Source organism: Sediminicoccus rosea, assembly GCF_033547095.1.
Lineage (GTDB): Bacteria > Pseudomonadota > Alphaproteobacteria > Acetobacterales > Acetobacteraceae > Roseococcus > Roseococcus rosea.
On the sequence record NZ_CP137852.1, the window covers coordinates 3266535 to 3284332 of the forward strand.

Sequence of the window (17798 nt, forward strand, 5' to 3'; positions counted from 1 at the left end):
GACTTCAGTTCGTGGGAACGGCGGGCAGCGCGGGCGCGGTCGGCGCGATCACCGGCGCGGGCGCGTCGAGGATCGAGCGGTTCACCGCGGTGCCGCGGTCCAGCAGGGCCAGGATCAGCGCCAGCACGAAGAAGATGGTGCCGAGGATGGCCGTGGTGCGCGTCAGCAGGTTGGCCGTGCCGCGCCCGCCCATGAAGGAGCCCATGCCCTGCGAGGAGCCAATGCCAAGGCCGCCGCCCTCGCTGCGCTGCACGAGGATGACCCCGATCAGCGCCAGGGTGACCAGCAGGAAGATGATGGTGAGGATGGTGGACATGATGGCGCTCCGCATAGCCCGCCCCGGGCCGGATGGCTAGCACGGATGCGCCGCGCCCTGGCCGGCCATGCGGATTCTTGATAGCTGTATGGCATGCGCCGCCACCTCGACCGCCGCCTGAAGCTGCAATGGCTGCGCGTGATCGACGCCATCGAGGCGCAGGGCAGCCTGCTGCGCGCCGCGACGCGCCTCGGCCTCGGCCAGCCCGCCCTCACCCGCAGCCTGCAGGAGGCGGAGCAAGTGATCGGCGCCCGCCTCTTCACCCGCCACGCCCGCGGCGTGAAGCCCACCGAGGCCGGCCTCGTCATCACCCGCCTGGCCCGCCGCGTCCTGGCCGAGCTGCACCGCGCGGAGGAGGCGCTGGACCACCTGGCCGGCGCCCAGCTCGCGGTGGGCGTGCTGCCCGTGGCGGCTGTCGGCGTGCTGCCGGGGGCGCTGATCCGGCTGAAACAAGGCCGACCGGACATCCAGCTGCGCCTGCAGCAGGGCCGCATGGAGGAGCTGCTGCCCCTGCTGGCCGCCGGCGAGATCGACCTCATCCTCGGCCGCCTCTACCCGGCCCCCGCCCCGGATGGTTTCCTGCGCGAGGCGCTGTGGGAGGAGCCGATCTCCTTCCTGGCCCGCAGCGGCCACCCGCTCTTCGCAGGTCCGGTGACGCGAGCGGCGCTGGCGGGCTGCGAGCTGATCCTGCCCACGGTCAGCCAGCGCGTGGGCCAGGAGATCGACGAGCGGCTCGCGGCGCTGGGCCTCACCACCGAGGCACCGCTGCGCTCCAGCAGCTACGGCTTCATCCGGGAAATGCTGCTCGCCAGCGACATGGTGGCCGTCATGCCCCGGCTGATGATGGTGGGGGACCTGCTGCGCGGCGCGCTCCGCGTCCTGCCGCTGGATGAGGACGCCCCACCCCGCCCCGCCGGCCTGATCCTGCCACCCGACCGCCCCCTGCCCGAGGCCGGGCAGGCCTTCGTCGCCGCCCTGCGCGGGCACCTGGGAGAGATCGCGGCACAGGGTCTCTCACCTATCCGTGAAGAGAATAGCTCGCGTCGCAAAATCCATAAGACAGCCAAGCCCGCCCCCGGCTAGAAGCGAGGCGTCGAGGGAGAGAAGCATTGGAAACGGCCGAACCCATCCTGGATGTGGCGCATCTCGGCCATGTCGAGCTGCTGACGCCAAAGCCTCAGGAGAGCCTCGGCTTTTTTCGCGACATCCTGGGCATGACCGTCAGTGGCACACAGGGCGACAGCGTCTTCCTGCGCGGCTGGGACGATTACGAGACCTTTTCCCTGCAACTCACCGCGGCCCGCACCTCCGGCCTTGGCCATGCCGCCTTCCGCACCCGCAGCCCGCAGGCGCTGGAGCGCCGCCTCGCCGCGCTGCGCGCCGATGGCGTGCCGGTCACCACCGTCGAGGGCCATTTCGGCCATGGCATGGCGCACCGCTTCCGCGACCCGGACGGGCACCTCGTCGAACTCTATTATGACACCCAATGGTATGAGGCGCCGCCCGAGCGCCGGCCCGCCCTGCGCAACCAGGCCGAACGCTACCCGGCGCGCGGCGTGAATGTCCGCCGTCTGGATCACTACAATTGCCTCGCCGTGGATGTCGCCGCCTGCCGCGAGTTCTTCCAGCGCAACCTGGGGCTGCGCTGCACCGAGCGCATCGTCTTCGACAATGGCGTCGAGATGGGGATGTGGCTCACCGCCACCAACAAATCCTACGACGTCGCCTATGGGCGCGAGGCCAATGGCGTGCAGGGCCGCCTGCATCACATCACCTTCGCGCTCGACAGCCGCGAGGCCATCCTCCAGGCCGCCGACACCTTGCTGGATGCCGGAATCCCCATCGAGAACGGTCCGCACAAACACGCCATCCAGCAGACCTTCTTCCTCTACGTGATCGAGCCAGGCGGCAATCGCGTGGAATTCGCCCATTCCGGCGCCCGGCTTGTGCTGGCCCCGGATTGGAAGACCATCACCTGGAGCCAGGCCGAGCGGAACAAGGGCCAGGCCTGGGGACTGCAACTCACGGACAGCTTCCGCACCTACGCCACCCCTCCTTTGCCCGAGAAGAACAAGTCATGAGCAAGCCCACTGCCCTCGTCATCTCCGCCCATTCGGCCGATTTCGTCTGGCGCGCCGGCGGCGCCATCGCACTGCACGCCGCCGCCGGCTTCGAGGTGACGGTGGTCTGCCTTTCCTATGGCGAGCGCGGCGAGAGTGCGAAGCTCTGGCGCCAGCCCGGCATGACGCTCGAGCGCGTGAAGACCGAGCGCCAGAAGGAGGCCGAGGCCGCGGCGAAGGTGCTCGGCGTGCATGACCTCCAGTTCTGGGACCTGGGCGACTACCCAATCACGCTGAACCAGCAGAGCCTGTTCCGCATGGTGGATGTGATGCGGGCCATCCACCCGAAATTCATCCTCACCCACTCCAAGGAGGATCTCTACAACTGGGACCACCCGGCGGTGACGGATTTCGCGCAGCATGCCCGCATCACAGCGCAGGCGCATGGCCACAATCCAGGCCAGAAAGTGTTGGGCGCGCCGCCCGTCTTCCTCTTCGAGCCGCACCAGCCCGAGCAATGCAACTGGAAGCCGGACGTGCTGCTGGATATCGGGCCCGTCTGGGCGCAGAAGCGCGCCGCCATCGAGTGCATGGCTGGTCAGGAACACCTCTGGGAATACTACACCCGCGTGGCGCAGCAGCGCGGCGCCCAGGCTGCCCGCAACAGCGACAAGTCCATCACCTGGGGCGAGGGCTATGCCAGCGTCTTCCCGCACGTGGTGGAGCGGCTTGTCTGATGCCGGACCGATTCACGCCGCGGCAAAGCCGCCGCGACGATCGGGCCGGTTTGATGCCGGACCGATTCACGCCGCGGCAAAGCCGCCGCGACGATCGGGCCGGTTTGATGCCGGACCGATTCACGCCGCGGCAAAGCCGCCGCGACGATCGGGCCGGGGCGTGACCACCCTCTCGGCCGCGATCGGCCGCTACCCGCACACGGCCGCTCTGCTGGACGGCGAGGTGCATGACCCGGAGGTGGCGCTCGACTGCGCCGCCTTCCCCAACATCAGCCGCGCCTTCGCGCCCATGGTGCGGGAGGGGCGCTTCGAGGTGAGCGAGATGGCCATCGCCACCTGGCTGCAGGCCTGGGCGCATGGCAAGCCGCTCGTTCTGCTGCCACGCGTCCTGGCGGCGCGGCTGCAGGAGGGCTCGGTCTTCTGCCGCGCCGATTCGGCGATTCGTGGGCCGGAGAACCTCGCCGGCAAGCGTGTCGGCGTGCGCGCCTACAGCCAGACCACCGGCCTCTGGCTGCGCGGCATCCTGCAGGACGCCCATGGCGTGGCGCCGGAGCACGTGCACTGGGTCACCTTCGAGGACCCCCATGTCGCCGAATGCCAGGACCCGCCCTTCGCGACCCGCGCCCCTGCCGGCCACGATATGGTGAAGATGCTGGAGGCGGGCGAACTCGACGCCATCATCTCCGGCGCCGAACCACCCACGGCCGAATGGCTGCGTCCGGTCTTCCCCGATGCCGTGGCGGCGGGGGCGGCCTTCATCCGGCGGCACGGCTTCACGCCCATCAACCACCTGCTGGTCATCCGCGCCGACCGCGTCGCCCATGCCGCCGCCGTGCTGCGCCTGCTGGATGCGGCGGGCGAGGCACCGCAGCGCGGCCGTGTGGCGATGATGCCAGCCATCGCCTTCGCCGCGCATCACGCCGTGCGCCAGGGCCTTATTCCCCGCGCCCCCACACCCCAAGAGATCTGGGCGGGCCTACCGCCGGATATCGCCTGAAGGAAACGCCACATGCCCATGCCTCGCCGCGGCCTGATCGCCGCCTCCCTCGGCCTCGCCGCCCCCGCCCTCTCCTCCGCCGGCGCGCAGGAGGCCTATCCGAGCCGTCCGGTCAGCGTCGTCGTTCCCTGGGGCCCCGGCGGGCCGACCGATGCCTTCGCCCGCGTGCTGAGCCAGCGCCTCTCGACCGATCTCGGCCAGCCCTTCCCGGTGGATAACCGCGTCGGCGCCAATGGCACCATCGGGATGGCCTTCGCCGCCCGCGCCCGGCCCGATGGCTATACCGTCGTCATCGCGCCCAACAGCACCTACGCCGTGGCGCCGCATCTCTACCAGCTGCCCTACAACAATGAGCGGGACTTCGTGGGCATTGGCCTGCTGGTCTCCATGCCGATCTTCATGCTGGTCCACCGCAATTCGCCGGCCACCACCGTCGCCGAATACGTCGCTCTGGCGCGGCGGCCGAACAGCCGGCTGACCTACGCCAATGCCAGCGTCGGCGCGACATCCCACCTGGCGAGCGAGATGCTGCTGCAATCGGCCGGCATCGAGGTGCTGGAGGTGAACTACCGGGGCGGCGGCCCGGCCGTGCAGGCGGTGGTGGCGGGCGAGGCCGGCATGGTCTTCATGCCGGCGGCTGCCGTGATGGGCTTCATCCGCTCGGGCGAGTTGCGCGCGCTGGGCGTGGCCTCGGCCACCCGCAGCCCGCTGGCGCCCGAGGTGCCGACCTTCCGCGAGCAGGGCTTCCCGGATGTGGAGATCGTCGAGCATGTGGCCATGCTGGCGCCCGCCGGCACGCCCCAGCCCATCCTGGAGCGGCTGAACGCCGCTTGCCGCGCGGCCTTGCGCGCGCCGGACATGCAGCCGCGGCTGGATGCCCTGGCGGTGACGGCCGAGACGCGGCCGCTCGGCGAATGGGCGGCCTATGCCGCGGCCGAGAGCGCCAAATGGGGCGCGGTGGTCCGCGCGCGCAACATCCGGGTTCAGTAGCGCCGGCAGCATGGGCGCCGGCGGGCGGGAAGCGCGAGGGGCGATCGGTCGGGCCGATCGCCGGCATGGGTGGGTCCACTTGGCGCGCGGCCAGCCGCGTTGCTATCTCCATGCCCGAGAAAGGATCCTGCCGTGACAAGAACTTCCATGATCGCCGCCTCCCTGGCGCTGTTGACAGCCCTGCCCGCCAGCGCCCAGCAGGTCACTGTTCACAACGGACCCTGCGCGCAGCACGGTTCCGACCAGGTCCGCTGCGCGCTTCGGGTCCCGATGGCCGGCCAGTACCGCCAGACGACGATGCTGATGACGCGGGGCAATGGCAACGTCACGGGCATCGCCCAAGCCTGGCTGAGCGAATGCGGCCTGCCCGGCCAGGCGGGGACCCGCACGCCCGTCACCAACGAGCGCAGCGCCCACACGGTCAGCTTCACCACGACGATCAGCGTCGCTCTCGTCTGCCCGGAAATCTTCGTTTTCAACTGCCAGGAAAATGGCCAGCCGGTGCCCTGCTCGAAGGGCTTCGCCAATGCGACGATCCGGATGGAACTCCAGCAATAGGCGCCCGCATTCGGCCCGCGGTCGTGAGACCTGGCGGGTCGCCGCCCCAATGAGCGGCCGCTGAACCGGACGGATGGCGCGCGCCGGCGTGCCATCCGCACCCGGCCTTCCCTACCAGGCGGCCTCGGGCGGCAGGCTCATCAAAATGGCCTCGACATTGCCGCCCGTCTTGAGGCCGAAGATCGTGCCCCGGTCATGCAGGAGGTTGAACTCCACATAGCGGCCCCGGCGCAGCAGTTGGTGCTGGCGCTCCTCCGGCGTCCAGGCCTCGTGCATCCGGCGACGGACGATCTCGGGGTAGGATTCGAGGAAGGCGAGGCCGACATCCTGGGTGAAGGCGAAGTCCAGATCCGCCCCGCGGCCCGGCGTCCGGTCCCCCAGCCAGTCGTAGAAGATGCCGCCCAGGCCGCGCGTCTCGCCGCGGTGCGGCAGGTAGAAATACTCATCGCACCACTTCTTGAAGCGCGGATAGTAGCTGGGGTCGTGCTTGTCGCAGGCGCGCTGGTAGGCGGCGTGGAAGAAGGCCGCATCCTCCAGGCTTTCGGGCGAGGTCACGTTCATCGGCGTGATATCGCCGCCGCCGCCGAACCAGGCCTTCGTCGTCATGATGAAGCGCGTGTTCATGTGCGCCGTTGCCGCGCGGGGCGAGCGGGGATGAGCAACGAGCGAGACGCCGGTGGCGAGGAATCGCGGGTCCTCCTCGGCGCCCGGGATCTGCTTGCGGAATTCCGGGCTGAACTCGCCATGGACGGTGGAGATGTTCACGCCCACCTTCTCGAAGACGCGGCCGCGCATGAGGCCCATCGTGCCCCCGCCGCCCTCTGGGCGCGTCCAGGGGGTGTAGGTGAAGCGCCCGGCCGGCAGGTCGGCATGGGGGCCGCTTTCCAGTGCATCCTCCAGCGATTCGAAGGCGGCGCAGATGCGGTCGCGCAACTGGGCGAACCAGGCCTCGGCGGACTTCGCCAGCGGGTGGGCCAAAGGGGTGGCCATGGAGGGAGGGTTCGGGGCGGTTTGGGCTTCGTTCATAAGTGAAGCCTATCACCAAGTCCCACGGCGGCCAGCCGGGGGATTTTCCCGTGGCGATTGCACCTTCTTAAGCCTGGGCGTGGTTGCCAGTTTCCGGAAGCATCCCTAATAGGCAGCAAGCGTGAGGCGGGGCGCGGGCATAGGTTTGCGCGTCGCCTGTCATGGTGGGTTTCAGCCGGTTGATCCGGCGGGGCAAAAGGTGGGCTGGATGGCGGACTCGATGGCATCGCAGGCGACGACGGGGGGCACCGCCCCCGGTGTCACCAAGCGCGATTTTCTTTCCCTCACGACGGCGGCCTTCGCGGCCGTGGGCGTCGGCGCGATCGTCTGGCCCTTCATCGGCTCGCTCGCACCCTCGAAGGACGTGCTGGCGCTGGCCAGCACCGAGGTGGATCTGAGCCCGATCGCGCTCGGCCAGAGCGTCACGGTGATGTGGCGGGGCAAGCCGATCTTCGTGCGCCACCGCACGGCGGAGGAGATCCAGGTGGCGCGCGCCACCCCGCTCAGCGAGCTGAAGGACCCCGCGACCGACCAGTCGCGCATCAAGCGTGACCCCTGGCTCGTCGTCGTCGGCGTCTGCACCCATCTGGGTTGCGTGCCGCTCGGTCAGAAGTCGACCGATGCGAAGGGCGACTACAATGGCTGGTTCTGCCCCTGCCACGGGAGCCACTACGACACCTCGGCCCGCATCCGGAAGGGACCCGCGCCGACCAACCTCCTGGTCCCCGACTACACCTTCACCTCGGACCGCGCGATCCGCATCGGCTGAGGTTCACCGGGCGCGGGGTATGGTCCCACGCTGCCCAACCCCCATCCCGGGGCTTTCTATTTAGAGGACGAGCACCATGGCCAGCGGCCTGCACGACTCTCAGGTTACCAACCCGGTCCTGCGCTGGATCGACCAGCGCCTTCCGGTCGTCACCATGATCCAGAAGGAGTACGGGGTGTTTCCGACGCCCCGGAACTTCAACTATTTCTGGAACTTCGGCGCCCTCGCGATGATCAACCTGATGATCATGATCGCGACCGGCATCTTCCTCGCCATGAACTACACGCCGCACACCGCCTACGCTTTCGACAGCGTGGAGCGCATCATGCGTGACGTGAACTTCGGCTGGCTCATCCGCTACGTTCACATGAACGGCGCATCGATGTTCTTCATCGTGGTCTATATCCACATCTGGCGCGGCCTCTACTACGGTTCGTACAAGGCCCCGCGCGAGCTGCTCTGGATGCTCGGCGTCGTGATCTTCCTCCTGATGATGGCGACGGCCTTCATGGGCTACGTGCTGCCCTGGGGCCAGATGTCCTTCTGGGGCGCCACCGTCATCACCAACCTGTTCAGCGCCATCCCCGTCGTCGGTCCGACCATCGTGACCTACCTCTGGGGCGGCTTCTCGGTGGACAACCCGACGCTGAACCGCTTCTTCTCGCTGCACTATCTCCTGCCCTTCGTCATCGTGGGCGTGGTCTTCCTGCACGTGGCGGCGCTGCACATCACGGGTTCCAACAACCCGCTCGGCATCGAGCCGAAGGGCCCGCAGGACACCCTGCCCTTCCACCCCTACTACACGATCAAGGACAGCGTCGGCATTGTGGTCTACCTGGCCGTTTTCGCCGCCCTGGTCTTCTTCGCGCCCAACTACCTGGGCCACCCGGACAACTATATCCCGGCCAACCCGCTGGTGACGCCCGCGCACATCGTGCCTGAATGGTACTTCCTGCCGTTCTACGCGATCCTGCGCGCGGTGCCGGACAAGCTGGGCGGCGTGCTGCTGATGGGCGGCGCCATCGTGGTGCTGTTCTTCTTGCCCTGGCTCGACACGTCGAAGGTTCGCTCGCTGCGCTTCCGCCCGATCACGCGCATCATCTTCCTGCTCTGGACGGTCAACTTCTTCGTCCTGACCTGGGTGGGCGCGAAGCCGGCCGAGCAGCCCTACGTGCTGATCAGCCAGATCTGCACTATGTTCTACTTCGCCTATTTCCTGGTGGTCCTCCCCGCGATGGGTCGCTTCGAGGTGGCGATGAAGCTTCCTGAGAGCATTTCCCGCGCCGTGCTCGGCGCCAAGGCTGGCCTTGGTGGCGGGCCGATCCCCGGCGCCGCCGCCGCCAAGCCGATGGAAAAGGCCTGACCCATGCGTATCCTCAAGGCTTTCGCCCTCTCCGCCGCTCTTTTCGCGAGCGCTCCCGCGCTGGCGGCTGGCAGCGGTCCGCCCCCGCCGAACGCGAATTTTAGCTTCAACACCCTGTTCGGCACCTTCGACCGGGCGTCGGCGCAGCGCGGCTTCCAGGTCTACAAGGAAGTCTGCTCCGCCTGCCACGCGATGCGGCAACTCTCCTACCGCAACCTGCTGGACCTCGGCCTCTCCGAGCAGCAGGTGCGCGAGATCGCGGCCAGCTTCACCGTGACGGACGGCCCGAATGACGAGGGCCAGATGTTCGAGCGCCCGGGCCGTCTCTCGGACCGGTTCCGCCGGCCCTTCCCGAACGAGCAGGCTGCCCGCGCCGCCAATAACGGCGCCTATCCGCCGGATCTGTCGGTGATGGTGAAGGCCCGTCCGGACGGAGCCAACTACATCCACGCGCTGCTGACCGGCTACACCGATCCGCCAGCCGGCGTGACGCTGATGGACGGCATGAACTATAATACGTGGTTCCCCGGCCATCAGATCGCGATGCCGAACGTGCTGAACGACGATCAGCTCGAATACGCCGACGGCACCAAGGCCACGGTGGACCAGATGTCCCGCGACGTGACGACCTTCCTGGCCTGGGCCGCCGAGCCCGAGACGGAAGCCCGCCGCGCGATGGGCGTGAAGGTGCTGATCTTCCTGACCATCCTGGGCGGCCTCGTCTACGCCGTGAAGCGGAAGGTCTGGGCCGACGTGAAGCATTGAGCTTCACCTAGCCCCCCTCATGAAAGGCCGCTCTCCAGAGCGGCCTTTTTTGTTGGGGCGCCCTGGGTTGAAACGCCCTCGTCACGGGAATAGGGTCCGGCCAACGTCAGGACCCGGAAGACCATGAACCTCACCGCCGATCGGCTCGACCGCATCTCCCCCTCGCAGACCATCACCATTACGGCGAAGGCCCGCGCGCTGAAGGCCGCGGGGCGCGACGTGATCAGCCTCTCCGTGGGTGAGCCCGATTTCGACACGCCCCAGAACATCAAGGACGCCGCCATCGCGGCCATCCAGCGCGGCGAGACGAAGTACACCGATGTCTCGGGCACCACGGAGCTGCGCCGCGCGGTCGCGGAAAAGTTCAAGCGGGACAGCGGTATCGACTACAAGCCGGAGGAGATCATCGTCACCACCGGCGGCAAGCAGGTGATCTTCAACGCCCTGCTCGCCACCATCAATCCGGGCGATGAAGCGATCATTCCGACCCCATGCTGGGTCAGCTATCCGGACATCGTGGCGCTGGCCGAGGGCGTGCCCGTGTTCGTGCCTTGCGGCATGAACTCCGGCTTCAAAATGTCGGGCGAGCAGCTCGAGTCGGCGATCACGCCCAAGACCAAGTGGCTGATCCTGAACAACCCCTCCAATCCGACCGGCGCCGCCTACAATGCGGAGGAGCTGAAGAAGCTGACCGACGTGCTGCTGCGCCACCCGAACGTCTGGATCTTCACCGACGACATTTACGAAAAGCTGGCTTTCGATGGCTTCAAGCCCGCCACCATCGTCGAGGTCGAGCCGCGCCTGCGTGACCGCACCATCACGATGAATGGCTGCTCCAAGGGCTATGCCATGACCGGCTGGCGAATCGGCTTCGCTGGCGCCCCCCTCGCCCTCATCAAGGCGATGGACAAGCTGCAGGGGCAGAGCACCAGCAACACCAGCAGCATCAGCCAGGCCGCCGCCGTCGAGGCGCTGACCGGGCCGCAGGATTCGGTCGCCGCCATGGGCAAGGTGTTCGAGCGGCGACGCAACCTGGTGGTGGACATGCTGAACAAGGCCGAGGGCCTGCGCTGCCACAAGCCCGAAGGCGCCTTCTACGTCTATCCCTCCCTGAACGCCTGCTTGGGCAAGACCACCAAGGGCGGCCGCAAGCTCGAGACGGATGCGGATTTCGTCGAGGCGCTGCTGGAGGAAGAGGGCGTGGCCGCGGTCCATGGCTCGGCCTTCATGTTCCCCGGGCATTTCCGCATCAGCTACGCGACCGATGACGCGACGCTGGTCGAGGCCTGCACCCGCATCCAGCGCTTCTGCGCCGGCCTGACCTGAGGCGAAGTCTGCCCCCGCGGCCGGCGCTGGCCGGCCCGCGTCCGGCGCAAGCCGGCCAACCGGGGTCGGCGCTTGCAAATTCCCGCGGGAGAGGGCATCTCCCGCTGCACTGATTTATCCTGATCGCAAGACCTGGGGGCAGGCGGCGCCAAATGGGCGCTGACCTGCCCTGCTGCATGGAGGCCTGACGTGGCTCATTCACCGCTCGAGAAGATTCGCAATATCGGCATCACCGCGCATATCGACGCGGGCAAGACGACCACCACCGAGCGAATCCTCTACTACACCGGCAAGAGCCACAAGATCGGCGAGGTGCATGACGGTAACACCACGACCGACTACATGGAGCAGGAGCGCGAGCGCGGGATCACCATCACCTCCGCCGCCGTGACTGCGATGTGGAACGATAACCGCATCAACATCATCGATACGCCCGGCCACATCGACTTCAACATCGAGGTGAACCGTTCGCTGCGCGTGCTCGACGGCGCGATCTTCATCATCGAGGGCGTGGCCGGCGTGCAGCCGCAGTCCGAGACCAACTGGCGCCTGGCCGACCGCTACAACGTGCCGCGCATCATCTTCATCAACAAGCTCGACCGCACCGGCGCCGATTTCTACAAGGCCGCCGCCACCCTGACCGAGAAGCTCGGCATCAACTGGGTCGCGCTGCAGCTGCCGATCGGCATCGAGGACCAGCTGAAGGGCGTCGTCGACCTCGTCGAGATGAAGGCGCTGATCTGGGAAGGCGACGAGCTGGGCGCCAAGTACCACGAAGCGCCGATCCCGGCCGACATGGCCGACAAGGTCGCCGAATACCGCCAGAAGCTGCTGGACACCGCCGTCGGCGTCGATGAGACGGCGATGGAAGAGTATTTCGAGAAGGGCGACGTCTCTGTCGAGACGCTGAAGCGCTGCATCAAGAAGGGCACCATCTCGGGCGAGTTCCGCCCGGTGCTCTGCGGCTCCGCCTTCAAGAACAAGGGCGTGCAGCCCCTGCTCGACGCCGTGATCGACTACCTGCCGAGCCCGGTGGACGTCGAAGGCATCAAGGTCGCCCCCGAGGAAGGCCAGGACGAGACGGCCGAGCGCCGCATCATCCCGGTGAAGCCGGAAGGCCCCTTCGCCGGCCTCGCCTTCAAGATCATCAACGACAAGTACGGCAACCTCACCTTCGTGCGCGTCTATTCCGGCGTGCTGCGCCAGGGCGACATGGTCATGAACACGACCAAGGGCCACAAGGAGCGCATCGGCCGCATGTTCCAGATGCACGCCGACAAGCGTGAGGAAATCAAAGAAGTCATCGCGGGCGACATCGCGGCCTTCGTCGGCCTGAAGGACACCGGCACGGGTGACACGCTGGCCAGCCAGGAAGACCCCGTCGTGCTCGAGCGCATGGCCTTCCCGGTGCCCGTGATCGACATCTCCGTCGAGCCCAAGACCAAGGATGCGGTGGAGAAGATGTCCATCGGCCTCGGCAAGCTCGCTGGCGAGGACCCCTCGCTGCGCGTGAAGACCGACCAGGAAACCGGCCAGACCATCCTCTCCGGCATGGGCGAGCTGCACCTGGAAATCATCGTTGATCGCCTGCGCCGCGAGTACAACGTGGACTGCAACATCGGCGCGCCGCAGGTGGCCTATCGCGAGACCATCACCAAAGCCCACACCGAGACCTACACCCACAAGAAGCAGTCGGGCGGCTCGGGCCAGTACGCCGAGGTGAAGATCACCTTCGAGCCGCTGGAGCGCAACACGGGCATCGAGTTCGTGAACGCGGTCGTCGGCGGTGCAGTGCCGAAGGAGTATATCCCGGCGGTGGACAAGGGCATCCGCGTGCAGGCCGACACCGGCGTGCTGGCCGGCTTCCCGACGGTGGACTTCAAGTTCAGCCTCGTGGACGGCAAGTACCACGACGTCGACTCGTCGGCGCTCGCCTTCGAAATCGCCGGCAAGGCCTGCTTCCGCGAAGGCATGAAGAAGGCCGGCCCGGTGATCCTGGAGCCGATCATGGACGTCGAAGTCACCACCCCGCAGGACCATGTGGGTGACGTGGTGGGCGACCTGAACCGTCGCCGCGGCGTGATCCAGAACCAGGACATGGCCGGCACCTCGGTCATCGTCCGGGCGCATGTGCCGCTGAAAGAGATGTTCGGCTACATCTCCAACCTTCGTGGCATGACGAAGGGCCGTGCGTCCTTCTCGATGCAGTTCCACCACTACGACCCCGTCCCCCGCAACGTGGCGGACGAGATCATGAAGGCGGCGGGCTAACCCTCCCCGCTTCGGTGAAAGGCCGGCCAGGGCAACCTGGCCGGCCTTTTTCATATCCGGCCCTCCGATTTGGCTGCAAGCCCGCGCGATCGGCGGAGCCGATCCCCGGCAATGCTCAATCCGAATGGGGCCGCACTCCGCTCGTCCTTAGGTTCTTCCGCATGGCGGCGGCGTGTTTCCGCCACGTGCGCCCGAACGCGCCCCGCCCAAAAGGCCTGCCCCATCCCGGGGCGGGCGTGCGAAGGAGTTTCAGCCCATGTCCAGCGAGACCCGCGACACCCGCGGAGCCGTGATTCTCACCATCCTGCGCCTCGGCGTCCTGGCCACCGCCAGCGCCATGGTCGGCGTTCTCGGCCATGTCGCCTGGAGGCTGGTCACGGCCTAGAGCATGCTTCCGGCCATGGCTCGATCGCGGTCCGGTGAGAGCGGATCGCGATTCTGGTCACGCCGGGAAAGGCGCGCGGCACGGTCGCCCCCCTAGTCGCTCCAGCGGGCCAGCCAGAAGCGCATCCGCCCATCCGCCGAGGCTGGCATGTCGAGCTGCCGCCGCATGGCGACCACCATGGGCTCCCGATAGAGCGGCACGGTCCAGAAGGCGCGCCGCTCCATGGTGAAGGCCTCGGTCATCAAGGCAGTGCGGCGCGCCGGGTCCATTTCCGTCGCCGTGCGTGCGATCAGTGCGTCGAAGGCGGGGTCGGAGACGCGGCCCGCATTCCAGCTCCCGCTGCGCTGGTTCTTGGTATGCAGCACGTTGTTGAGGATGGAGAAGCCATCGAGCTGCGGGGTATTGGCCCAGCCCAGCAGGAAGATGTCGCTCTGGTGGTTCAGGAACCGCGCCATATAGGCCGGGTAGCGATAGACATTGAGGTTCGCCCGCACGCCGATCCGCGCCCACATGGAAGCGATGGCGCGGCAGACGCGCTCGCCATTCACGAAGCGGTCATTGGGGCATTCGAAGCCGATGCCGAAGCCGTCGGGGAAGCCGGCCTCTGCCAGCAGGCGGCGCGCGGCGGCGGGGTCATGCGCGACACGCGGCGTGGCGAGCGAGGCGTCATAGCCGCCGATCTCGGGCGCGATCAGCGTGTGGATCGGCTGCGTCAGCCCGCGCATCACGCTGCCGGTGATGGCGGGCACGTCCACCGCCCGCGTCAGCGCCTCCCGCACGCGCACATCCGCCAGCGGGTTGCGCGGCTGGCCTTCCACCTGATGGTCGGGCGCCACGTTGAAGCCCAGGAACATCACGCGCAGATCCTGCGCCTCCACCACACGAATCGTGCCTGTGGCGCGGAAGCGGTCGAGGTCCTGCAGCGGCGTCGGCGTGATGACGTCGAGCTGTCCGCCCAGCAGCCCCGCCACCCGCGTCGCATCATTGGCAACGGGCGTGAAGATCACGCGCTGGAGGTTGTGCGTGGGGCGGTCCCACCATTCGGGGAAACGCTCCAGCACCGTCTCGGCATCGGGCGTGCGGGAAACCAGGCGGAAGGGGCCGGTGCCGTTGGTGTTCTGGCTGGTATAGGCGACACGCCCGCGGGCGGGATCGGCCGGCAGCAGCGCGTCATGCCGAGTCATCCACGCCTCGGAGAGGATGGAGATGCCGGCGAGGTCGTTGATCAGCACGGGATAGGGTCCGCGCAGCAGCACATCCACCGTCCAGGGGCCGGATTGCGTGACCTCGCGGATCATGTGCGTGACCGAGGCATAGGGCGAATTGGGCACCGAGGCGCGCTTGAGCGAGGCCACCACATCGGCCGGCGTCATGGCACTGCCGTCGTGGAAGCGCACGCCCTGACGGATCGTGAAGCGGTAGTGGTCGGGCGCCAGCACCTCCCACGCCGTGGCGAGGGCCGGCTCGAACTGCAGGTTGCGGTCATGCCGCACCAGGCTCTCGTAGATGTTGCCGAGCAGCGCCGCATTGGCCGTGCTGAAGGCGCCATGCGGATCCATGGTGGAGATCTCGCCGTTATTGCCCCAGCGCACGGTCTGCGCCTGCGCGAAGACGGGCGCCGCCAGCAGGGCGAGCGCGGTGAGGAAGCGGATCATGCGTTGCTCCTGTCGAGGGGAAAGATCGGGCGGCGGACGCGGCGCCAGTCGAATTGCGCGAAATCGAGGCTCGCCACCCCCGGCCCGTGGCAGGCGATGTCGGCCACCGCGAGCGGCCCGAAGGCTGGGATGTGGTTGGTCTTGGCCTTGAGGATGACGTAGCGGAAGCGCGTCGGCTCCAGGCCGAAATGCCGGTATTGTAGCGGGTCCAGCCCTTCGACGCGGCCTTCGCTGACCAGCAGCGTCATGCGCGGCGTTTCCAGCACGGCGCAGCGGCCGAGGTCCACCGGCATGCCGGTGAAGACCGGCCCTTCCACCGTGAAACGCCCCATGGCGAGGCTCTTCACCACGCCCGTCAGGCGCAGCGGGCGCAGCGGTTCCTTCAAGGCGGGCGAGGGCATCTTCCCGCCGATCTCGAGCGTCACGGTTGCGCCGATGCCGGCCGCGATCATCTGGGCGACCGCCTCGGGGTCGCGGATGGGTCCGGCCAGGATGCGGTCCAGCCCCTGGTGCAGCGCCTCCTCGATCACGGCCATGCTGTCCATCGGCGCGCCCGAATGGCAGTTATCCGCCGTGTCGGCGAGGATGACGGTGCCGTCGGTGATCGCCGCCGCGCGCGCGATGGCGCTCTCCAGCGGCTCCAGCACCTGGGTGAATTCCTCGCGCAGCGACCAGGCGAGGCCGCCCACGCGGGCCGCCGCCGCCGCCGCCTGGGCGCGATCCTTGTGGGCGGTCGCCACCACGGTCAGCGCGGTATCGGCCGTGTCGGCCAGCGGGAAGCCGGTGAAGACCGTGCAGCAGGGCAGGCCCGCGTCCTCTTCCGCGCGCGCCGCGGCAATCACGTGCGACATGGGCGGCTTGCTGGAGAGCCCGCGCACCATGTCCGGCAGCATGGGCACGCGGTGCAGCACGGTGACGGGATCGAGCCGCCCCTCCAGCACCTCCCGCAACAGCCGGCCAGCCAGGCGGCCGGTCTCGGGCATGTCGAGGTGCGGATAGGTGCGATAGCCCGGCATCACCGTGCAGTTCTCGACGAAGCGCGCCGTGATGTTGCCATGGCTGTCCAACGCCGCGCCGATCGGCAGGCCGGGCCGCACCTGGCGGATCCGGGCCAGCATCTCGCCCTCCCCATCCTCGTAATCCTCCGCAACCATGGCGCCGTGCAGGTCGAGCAGCATGGCGTCGCACTCCCGCGCCGCGGCACAGAGGATCTCGCTGATCCGCTCGAAGGCATCGCGCGAGACGGGCGCGCTTGGCAGCGCGCGGGCGGCGATGGGGATGGTGACCTTGGCGCCCATCGCCTCGGCCTCCGCCAGCAGGCCCGCCATGGCATAGCCGGAACGGCGATAGGTGCTGTGCGCCTCCTCTCCCGCCATCGGGCTGAAATCCTCCCAGCGCGTCGGCACGGGCGAGAAGGTGTTGGTCTCATGCTTGAACATGCCGACGGCGAGGCGAAGGCTCATGCGCGGCCTTCCTGCACGCGCGGTCGAAGGGGCTTCGGCATAACGGCATCCTTCTCCGAATGGTTCGGACAAGTAGGGAAGCCCCTCCCCCCGCCCCACGCAAGCGCGAAGCGTGGACAAACGCACAAGTTCGGTCACATTCGGCGGTGGAGGAACCAACCCATGAAGCGCCGCGCCGCCCTAGCCCTGCTCGCGACACCCGCCCTGGCACAGGCGCAGGCCGCTTGGCCGCAGCGGCCCGTCCGGATCATCGTCCCCTTCCCGCCCGGTGGGTCGAATGACGTGATCGCGCGGCCCCTGGCCGAAAAGCTCCAGCAGCGCCTGGGCCAGCCGGTGGTGATCGAGAACCGGCCCGGCGCCGGGGGCGCCATCGGCGCCGCCCAGGTCGCGCAGGCGGCAGCGGATGGGCATACGCTGATGGTAACGAGCAGCAGCTTCGCCGCCTCCGCCGTGGTGCAGCGCACGCCCTATGACGCGGTGACGAGCTTCGAACCCGTGGCGCGCCTCGCCGTCGCACCTTTCCTCGTGCTGACCAACCTCAACTTCCCGCCGCGCGACATCGCTGGCCTCATCGCCTATGCGAAAGCAAATCCGGGGCGCGTGGATTTCGGCAGTTCGGGCCCCGGCGGCATCAACCACTTCGTCACCGAATACTTCGCGCTGCGTGCCGGGCTGCGGCTGAACCACGTGCCGTATCGCGGCATGCCGCCCGCCGTGACCGACCTCGTCGCCGGCCATATCCAGATGCTGATCACGACGATGGCCAGCGCCTCCGCCCCCATCCGGGACCAGCGCGTCCGGCTGCTCGCCTATGCCGGCCCCGGCGCACCTGCCAGCAGCCCGCCCGCCCCCACGGTGCGCGCGGCGACCGGCCTCGACTACGAGGCCACCATCTGGTGGGCGCTCTTCGCACCGCGCGGCCTACCGGCAGAGGTGACGCGCATCCTCAACGCCGCCGTGGTGGCGAGCCTCGCCGAACCCGACGTGGCCCGTATCTATGAGGCGGAAGGCGCGACACCCGCCCCGTCCAGCCCCGCCGAATTCGCCGAGATCCTGCGCGCCGACATCGCCCGCTTCCGCGAAGTGGCGCAGGCCGCGAACATCCGCGCGGAGTGAG

18 protein-coding genes are annotated in these 17798 nt (G+C 68.2%); 14 read left to right on the forward strand and 4 right to left on the reverse strand.

The genetic code is table 11. The features are described 5' to 3' along the window. Positions 1-4 precede the first annotated feature (4 nt). Positions 5-316, reverse strand: a complete 312-nt coding sequence (gene secG, locus R9Z33_RS15790) for a preprotein translocase subunit SecG (protein WP_213610838.1) — start codon at positions 314-316, stop codon at positions 5-7. A 93-nt stretch (positions 317-409) separates the two neighbouring features. Here secG and R9Z33_RS15795 point away from each other — a divergent pair, with 93 nt between their 5' ends. The 7 genes from R9Z33_RS15795 to R9Z33_RS15825 all read left to right on the forward strand — a co-directional run bounded on the left by R9Z33_RS15795 (position 410) and on the right by R9Z33_RS15825 (position 5658). After that, complete coding sequence (locus R9Z33_RS15795; RefSeq protein ID WP_318647538.1) at positions 410-1399, forward strand: LysR substrate-binding domain-containing protein; 990 nt, start codon at positions 410-412, stop codon at positions 1397-1399. A 26-nt stretch (positions 1400-1425) separates the two neighbouring features. Further along, positions 1426-2397: a VOC family protein gene (locus R9Z33_RS15800; RefSeq protein ID WP_318647539.1), complete on the forward strand. Its 972-nt coding sequence runs from the start codon at positions 1426-1428 to the stop codon at positions 2395-2397. Then, positions 2394-3113: a PIG-L deacetylase family protein gene (locus tag R9Z33_RS15805; protein ID WP_318647540.1), complete on the forward strand. Its 720-nt coding sequence runs from the start codon at positions 2394-2396 to the stop codon at positions 3111-3113. The genes R9Z33_RS15800 and R9Z33_RS15805 overlap by 4 nt, the downstream gene beginning before the upstream one ends. After that, positions 3113-3277: a hypothetical protein gene (locus R9Z33_RS15810; RefSeq protein ID WP_318647541.1), complete on the forward strand. Its 165-nt coding sequence runs from the start codon at positions 3113-3115 to the stop codon at positions 3275-3277. Before R9Z33_RS15805 ends, R9Z33_RS15810 begins: the two co-directional genes overlap by 1 nt. After that, positions 3274-4110: an ABC transporter substrate-binding protein gene (locus tag R9Z33_RS15815; protein WP_318647542.1), complete on the forward strand. Its 837-nt coding sequence runs from the start codon at positions 3274-3276 to the stop codon at positions 4108-4110. The genes R9Z33_RS15810 and R9Z33_RS15815 overlap by 4 nt, the downstream gene beginning before the upstream one ends. A 12-nt stretch (positions 4111-4122) precedes the next feature. Then, positions 4123-5100: a Bug family tripartite tricarboxylate transporter substrate binding protein gene (locus tag R9Z33_RS15820; protein WP_318647543.1), complete on the forward strand. Its 978-nt coding sequence runs from the start codon at positions 4123-4125 to the stop codon at positions 5098-5100. A 147-nt stretch (positions 5101-5247) separates the two neighbouring features. Then, positions 5248-5658 carry a hypothetical protein gene (locus tag R9Z33_RS15825; RefSeq protein WP_318647544.1) on the forward strand — a complete coding sequence of 137 codons (411 nt, stop codon included), beginning with the start codon at positions 5248-5250 and terminating at the stop codon, positions 5656-5658. Between the two features lie 111 nt (positions 5659-5769). On the opposite strand, the gene hemF is transcribed toward R9Z33_RS15825, so the two are convergent. Continuing rightward, on the reverse strand, positions 5770-6648 hold the full coding sequence (hemF, locus tag R9Z33_RS15830) for an oxygen-dependent coproporphyrinogen oxidase (protein ID WP_318647545.1): 879 nt from the start codon (positions 6646-6648) through the stop codon (positions 5770-5772). Between the two features lie 244 nt (positions 6649-6892). Between hemF and petA the strand changes: the two genes are divergently transcribed. The 6 genes from petA to R9Z33_RS15860 all read left to right on the forward strand — a co-directional run bounded on the left by petA (position 6893) and on the right by R9Z33_RS15860 (position 13563). After that, the gene (gene petA, locus R9Z33_RS15835) at positions 6893-7453 is read left to right on the forward strand and encodes a ubiquinol-cytochrome c reductase iron-sulfur subunit (protein WP_318647546.1); all 561 of its coding nucleotides are present in this window, start codon (positions 6893-6895) and stop codon (positions 7451-7453) included. A gap of 76 nt (positions 7454-7529) precedes the next feature. Beyond that, the gene (locus R9Z33_RS15840) at positions 7530-8816 is read left to right on the forward strand and encodes a cytochrome b (RefSeq protein ID WP_318647547.1); all 1287 of its coding nucleotides are present in this window, start codon (positions 7530-7532) and stop codon (positions 8814-8816) included. 3 nt (positions 8817-8819) lie between these two features. Beyond that, entirely contained in the window at positions 8820-9581 is a 762-nt protein-coding gene (locus R9Z33_RS15845) for a cytochrome c1 (RefSeq protein WP_318647548.1), read from the forward strand. A gap of 123 nt (positions 9582-9704) precedes the next feature. Further along, a complete protein-coding gene (locus tag R9Z33_RS15850) occupies positions 9705-10907 on the forward strand; it encodes a pyridoxal phosphate-dependent aminotransferase (RefSeq protein ID WP_318647549.1) in 1203 nt (400 codons plus the stop codon). 189 nt (positions 10908-11096) lie between these two features. After that, the gene (gene fusA, locus R9Z33_RS15855; RefSeq protein WP_318647550.1) at positions 11097-13178 is read left to right on the forward strand and encodes an elongation factor G; all 2082 of its coding nucleotides are present in this window, start codon (positions 11097-11099) and stop codon (positions 13176-13178) included. Positions 13179-13434: 256 nt separating this feature from the next. Further along, complete coding sequence (locus R9Z33_RS15860; protein ID WP_318647551.1) at positions 13435-13563, forward strand: hypothetical protein; 129 nt, start codon at positions 13435-13437, stop codon at positions 13561-13563. Between the two features lie 92 nt (positions 13564-13655). Here the strand turns inward: R9Z33_RS15860 and R9Z33_RS15865 are convergent, their stop codons facing one another. Continuing rightward, on the reverse strand, positions 13656-15218 hold the full coding sequence (locus R9Z33_RS15865) for an ABC transporter substrate-binding protein (protein WP_318647552.1): 1563 nt from the start codon (positions 15216-15218) through the stop codon (positions 13656-13658). After that, complete coding sequence (locus R9Z33_RS15870; protein ID WP_318647553.1) at positions 15215-16681, reverse strand: M81 family metallopeptidase; 1467 nt, start codon at positions 16679-16681, stop codon at positions 15215-15217. Before R9Z33_RS15870 ends, R9Z33_RS15865 begins: the two co-directional genes overlap by 4 nt. A 162-nt stretch (positions 16682-16843) precedes the next feature. Between R9Z33_RS15870 and R9Z33_RS15875 the strand changes: the two genes are divergently transcribed. Next, positions 16844-17797 (forward strand): Bug family tripartite tricarboxylate transporter substrate binding protein, encoded by a 954-nt coding sequence (locus tag R9Z33_RS15875; RefSeq protein ID WP_318647554.1) that lies wholly within the window; start codon positions 16844-16846, stop codon positions 17795-17797. The last annotated feature ends 1 nt before the right edge of the window (position 17798 follow it).

Bases quoted from the DNA above. Each gene is read 5' to 3' on its own strand.
- R9Z33_RS15795 (WP_318647538.1), top strand. From the start codon at position 410: ATGCGCCGCCACCTCGACCGCCGCCTGAAGCTGCAATGGCTGCGCGTG.
- hemF (WP_318647545.1), bottom strand. From the start codon at position 6,648: ATGGCCACCCCTTTGGCCCACCCGCTGGCGAAGTCCGCCGAGGCCTGG.
- R9Z33_RS15865 (WP_318647552.1), bottom strand. From the start codon at position 15,218: ATGATCCGCTTCCTCACCGCGCTCGCCCTGCTGGCGGCGCCCGTCTTC.
- petA (WP_318647546.1), top strand. From the start codon at position 6,893: ATGGCGGACTCGATGGCATCGCAGGCGACGACGGGGGGCACCGCCCCC.
- R9Z33_RS15875 (WP_318647554.1), top strand. From the start codon at position 16,844: ATGAAGCGCCGCGCCGCCCTAGCCCTGCTCGCGACACCCGCCCTGGCA.
- R9Z33_RS15850 (WP_318647549.1), top strand. From the start codon at position 9,705: ATGAACCTCACCGCCGATCGGCTCGACCGCATCTCCCCCTCGCAGACC.
- R9Z33_RS15810 (WP_318647541.1), top strand. From the start codon at position 3,113: ATGCCGGACCGATTCACGCCGCGGCAAAGCCGCCGCGACGATCGGGCC.
- R9Z33_RS15870 (WP_318647553.1), bottom strand. From the start codon at position 16,681: ATGAGCCTTCGCCTCGCCGTCGGCATGTTCAAGCATGAGACCAACACC.
- R9Z33_RS15820 (WP_318647543.1), top strand. From the start codon at position 4,123: ATGCCCATGCCTCGCCGCGGCCTGATCGCCGCCTCCCTCGGCCTCGCC.
- R9Z33_RS15845 (WP_318647548.1), top strand. From the start codon at position 8,820: ATGCGTATCCTCAAGGCTTTCGCCCTCTCCGCCGCTCTTTTCGCGAGC.
- R9Z33_RS15860 (WP_318647551.1), top strand. From the start codon at position 13,435: ATGTCCAGCGAGACCCGCGACACCCGCGGAGCCGTGATTCTCACCATC.
- R9Z33_RS15805 (WP_318647540.1), top strand. From the start codon at position 2,394: ATGAGCAAGCCCACTGCCCTCGTCATCTCCGCCCATTCGGCCGATTTC.
- R9Z33_RS15825 (WP_318647544.1), top strand. From the start codon at position 5,248: ATGATCGCCGCCTCCCTGGCGCTGTTGACAGCCCTGCCCGCCAGCGCC.
- R9Z33_RS15840 (WP_318647547.1), top strand. From the start codon at position 7,530: ATGGCCAGCGGCCTGCACGACTCTCAGGTTACCAACCCGGTCCTGCGC.
- secG (WP_213610838.1), bottom strand. From the start codon at position 316: ATGTCCACCATCCTCACCATCATCTTCCTGCTGGTCACCCTGGCGCTG.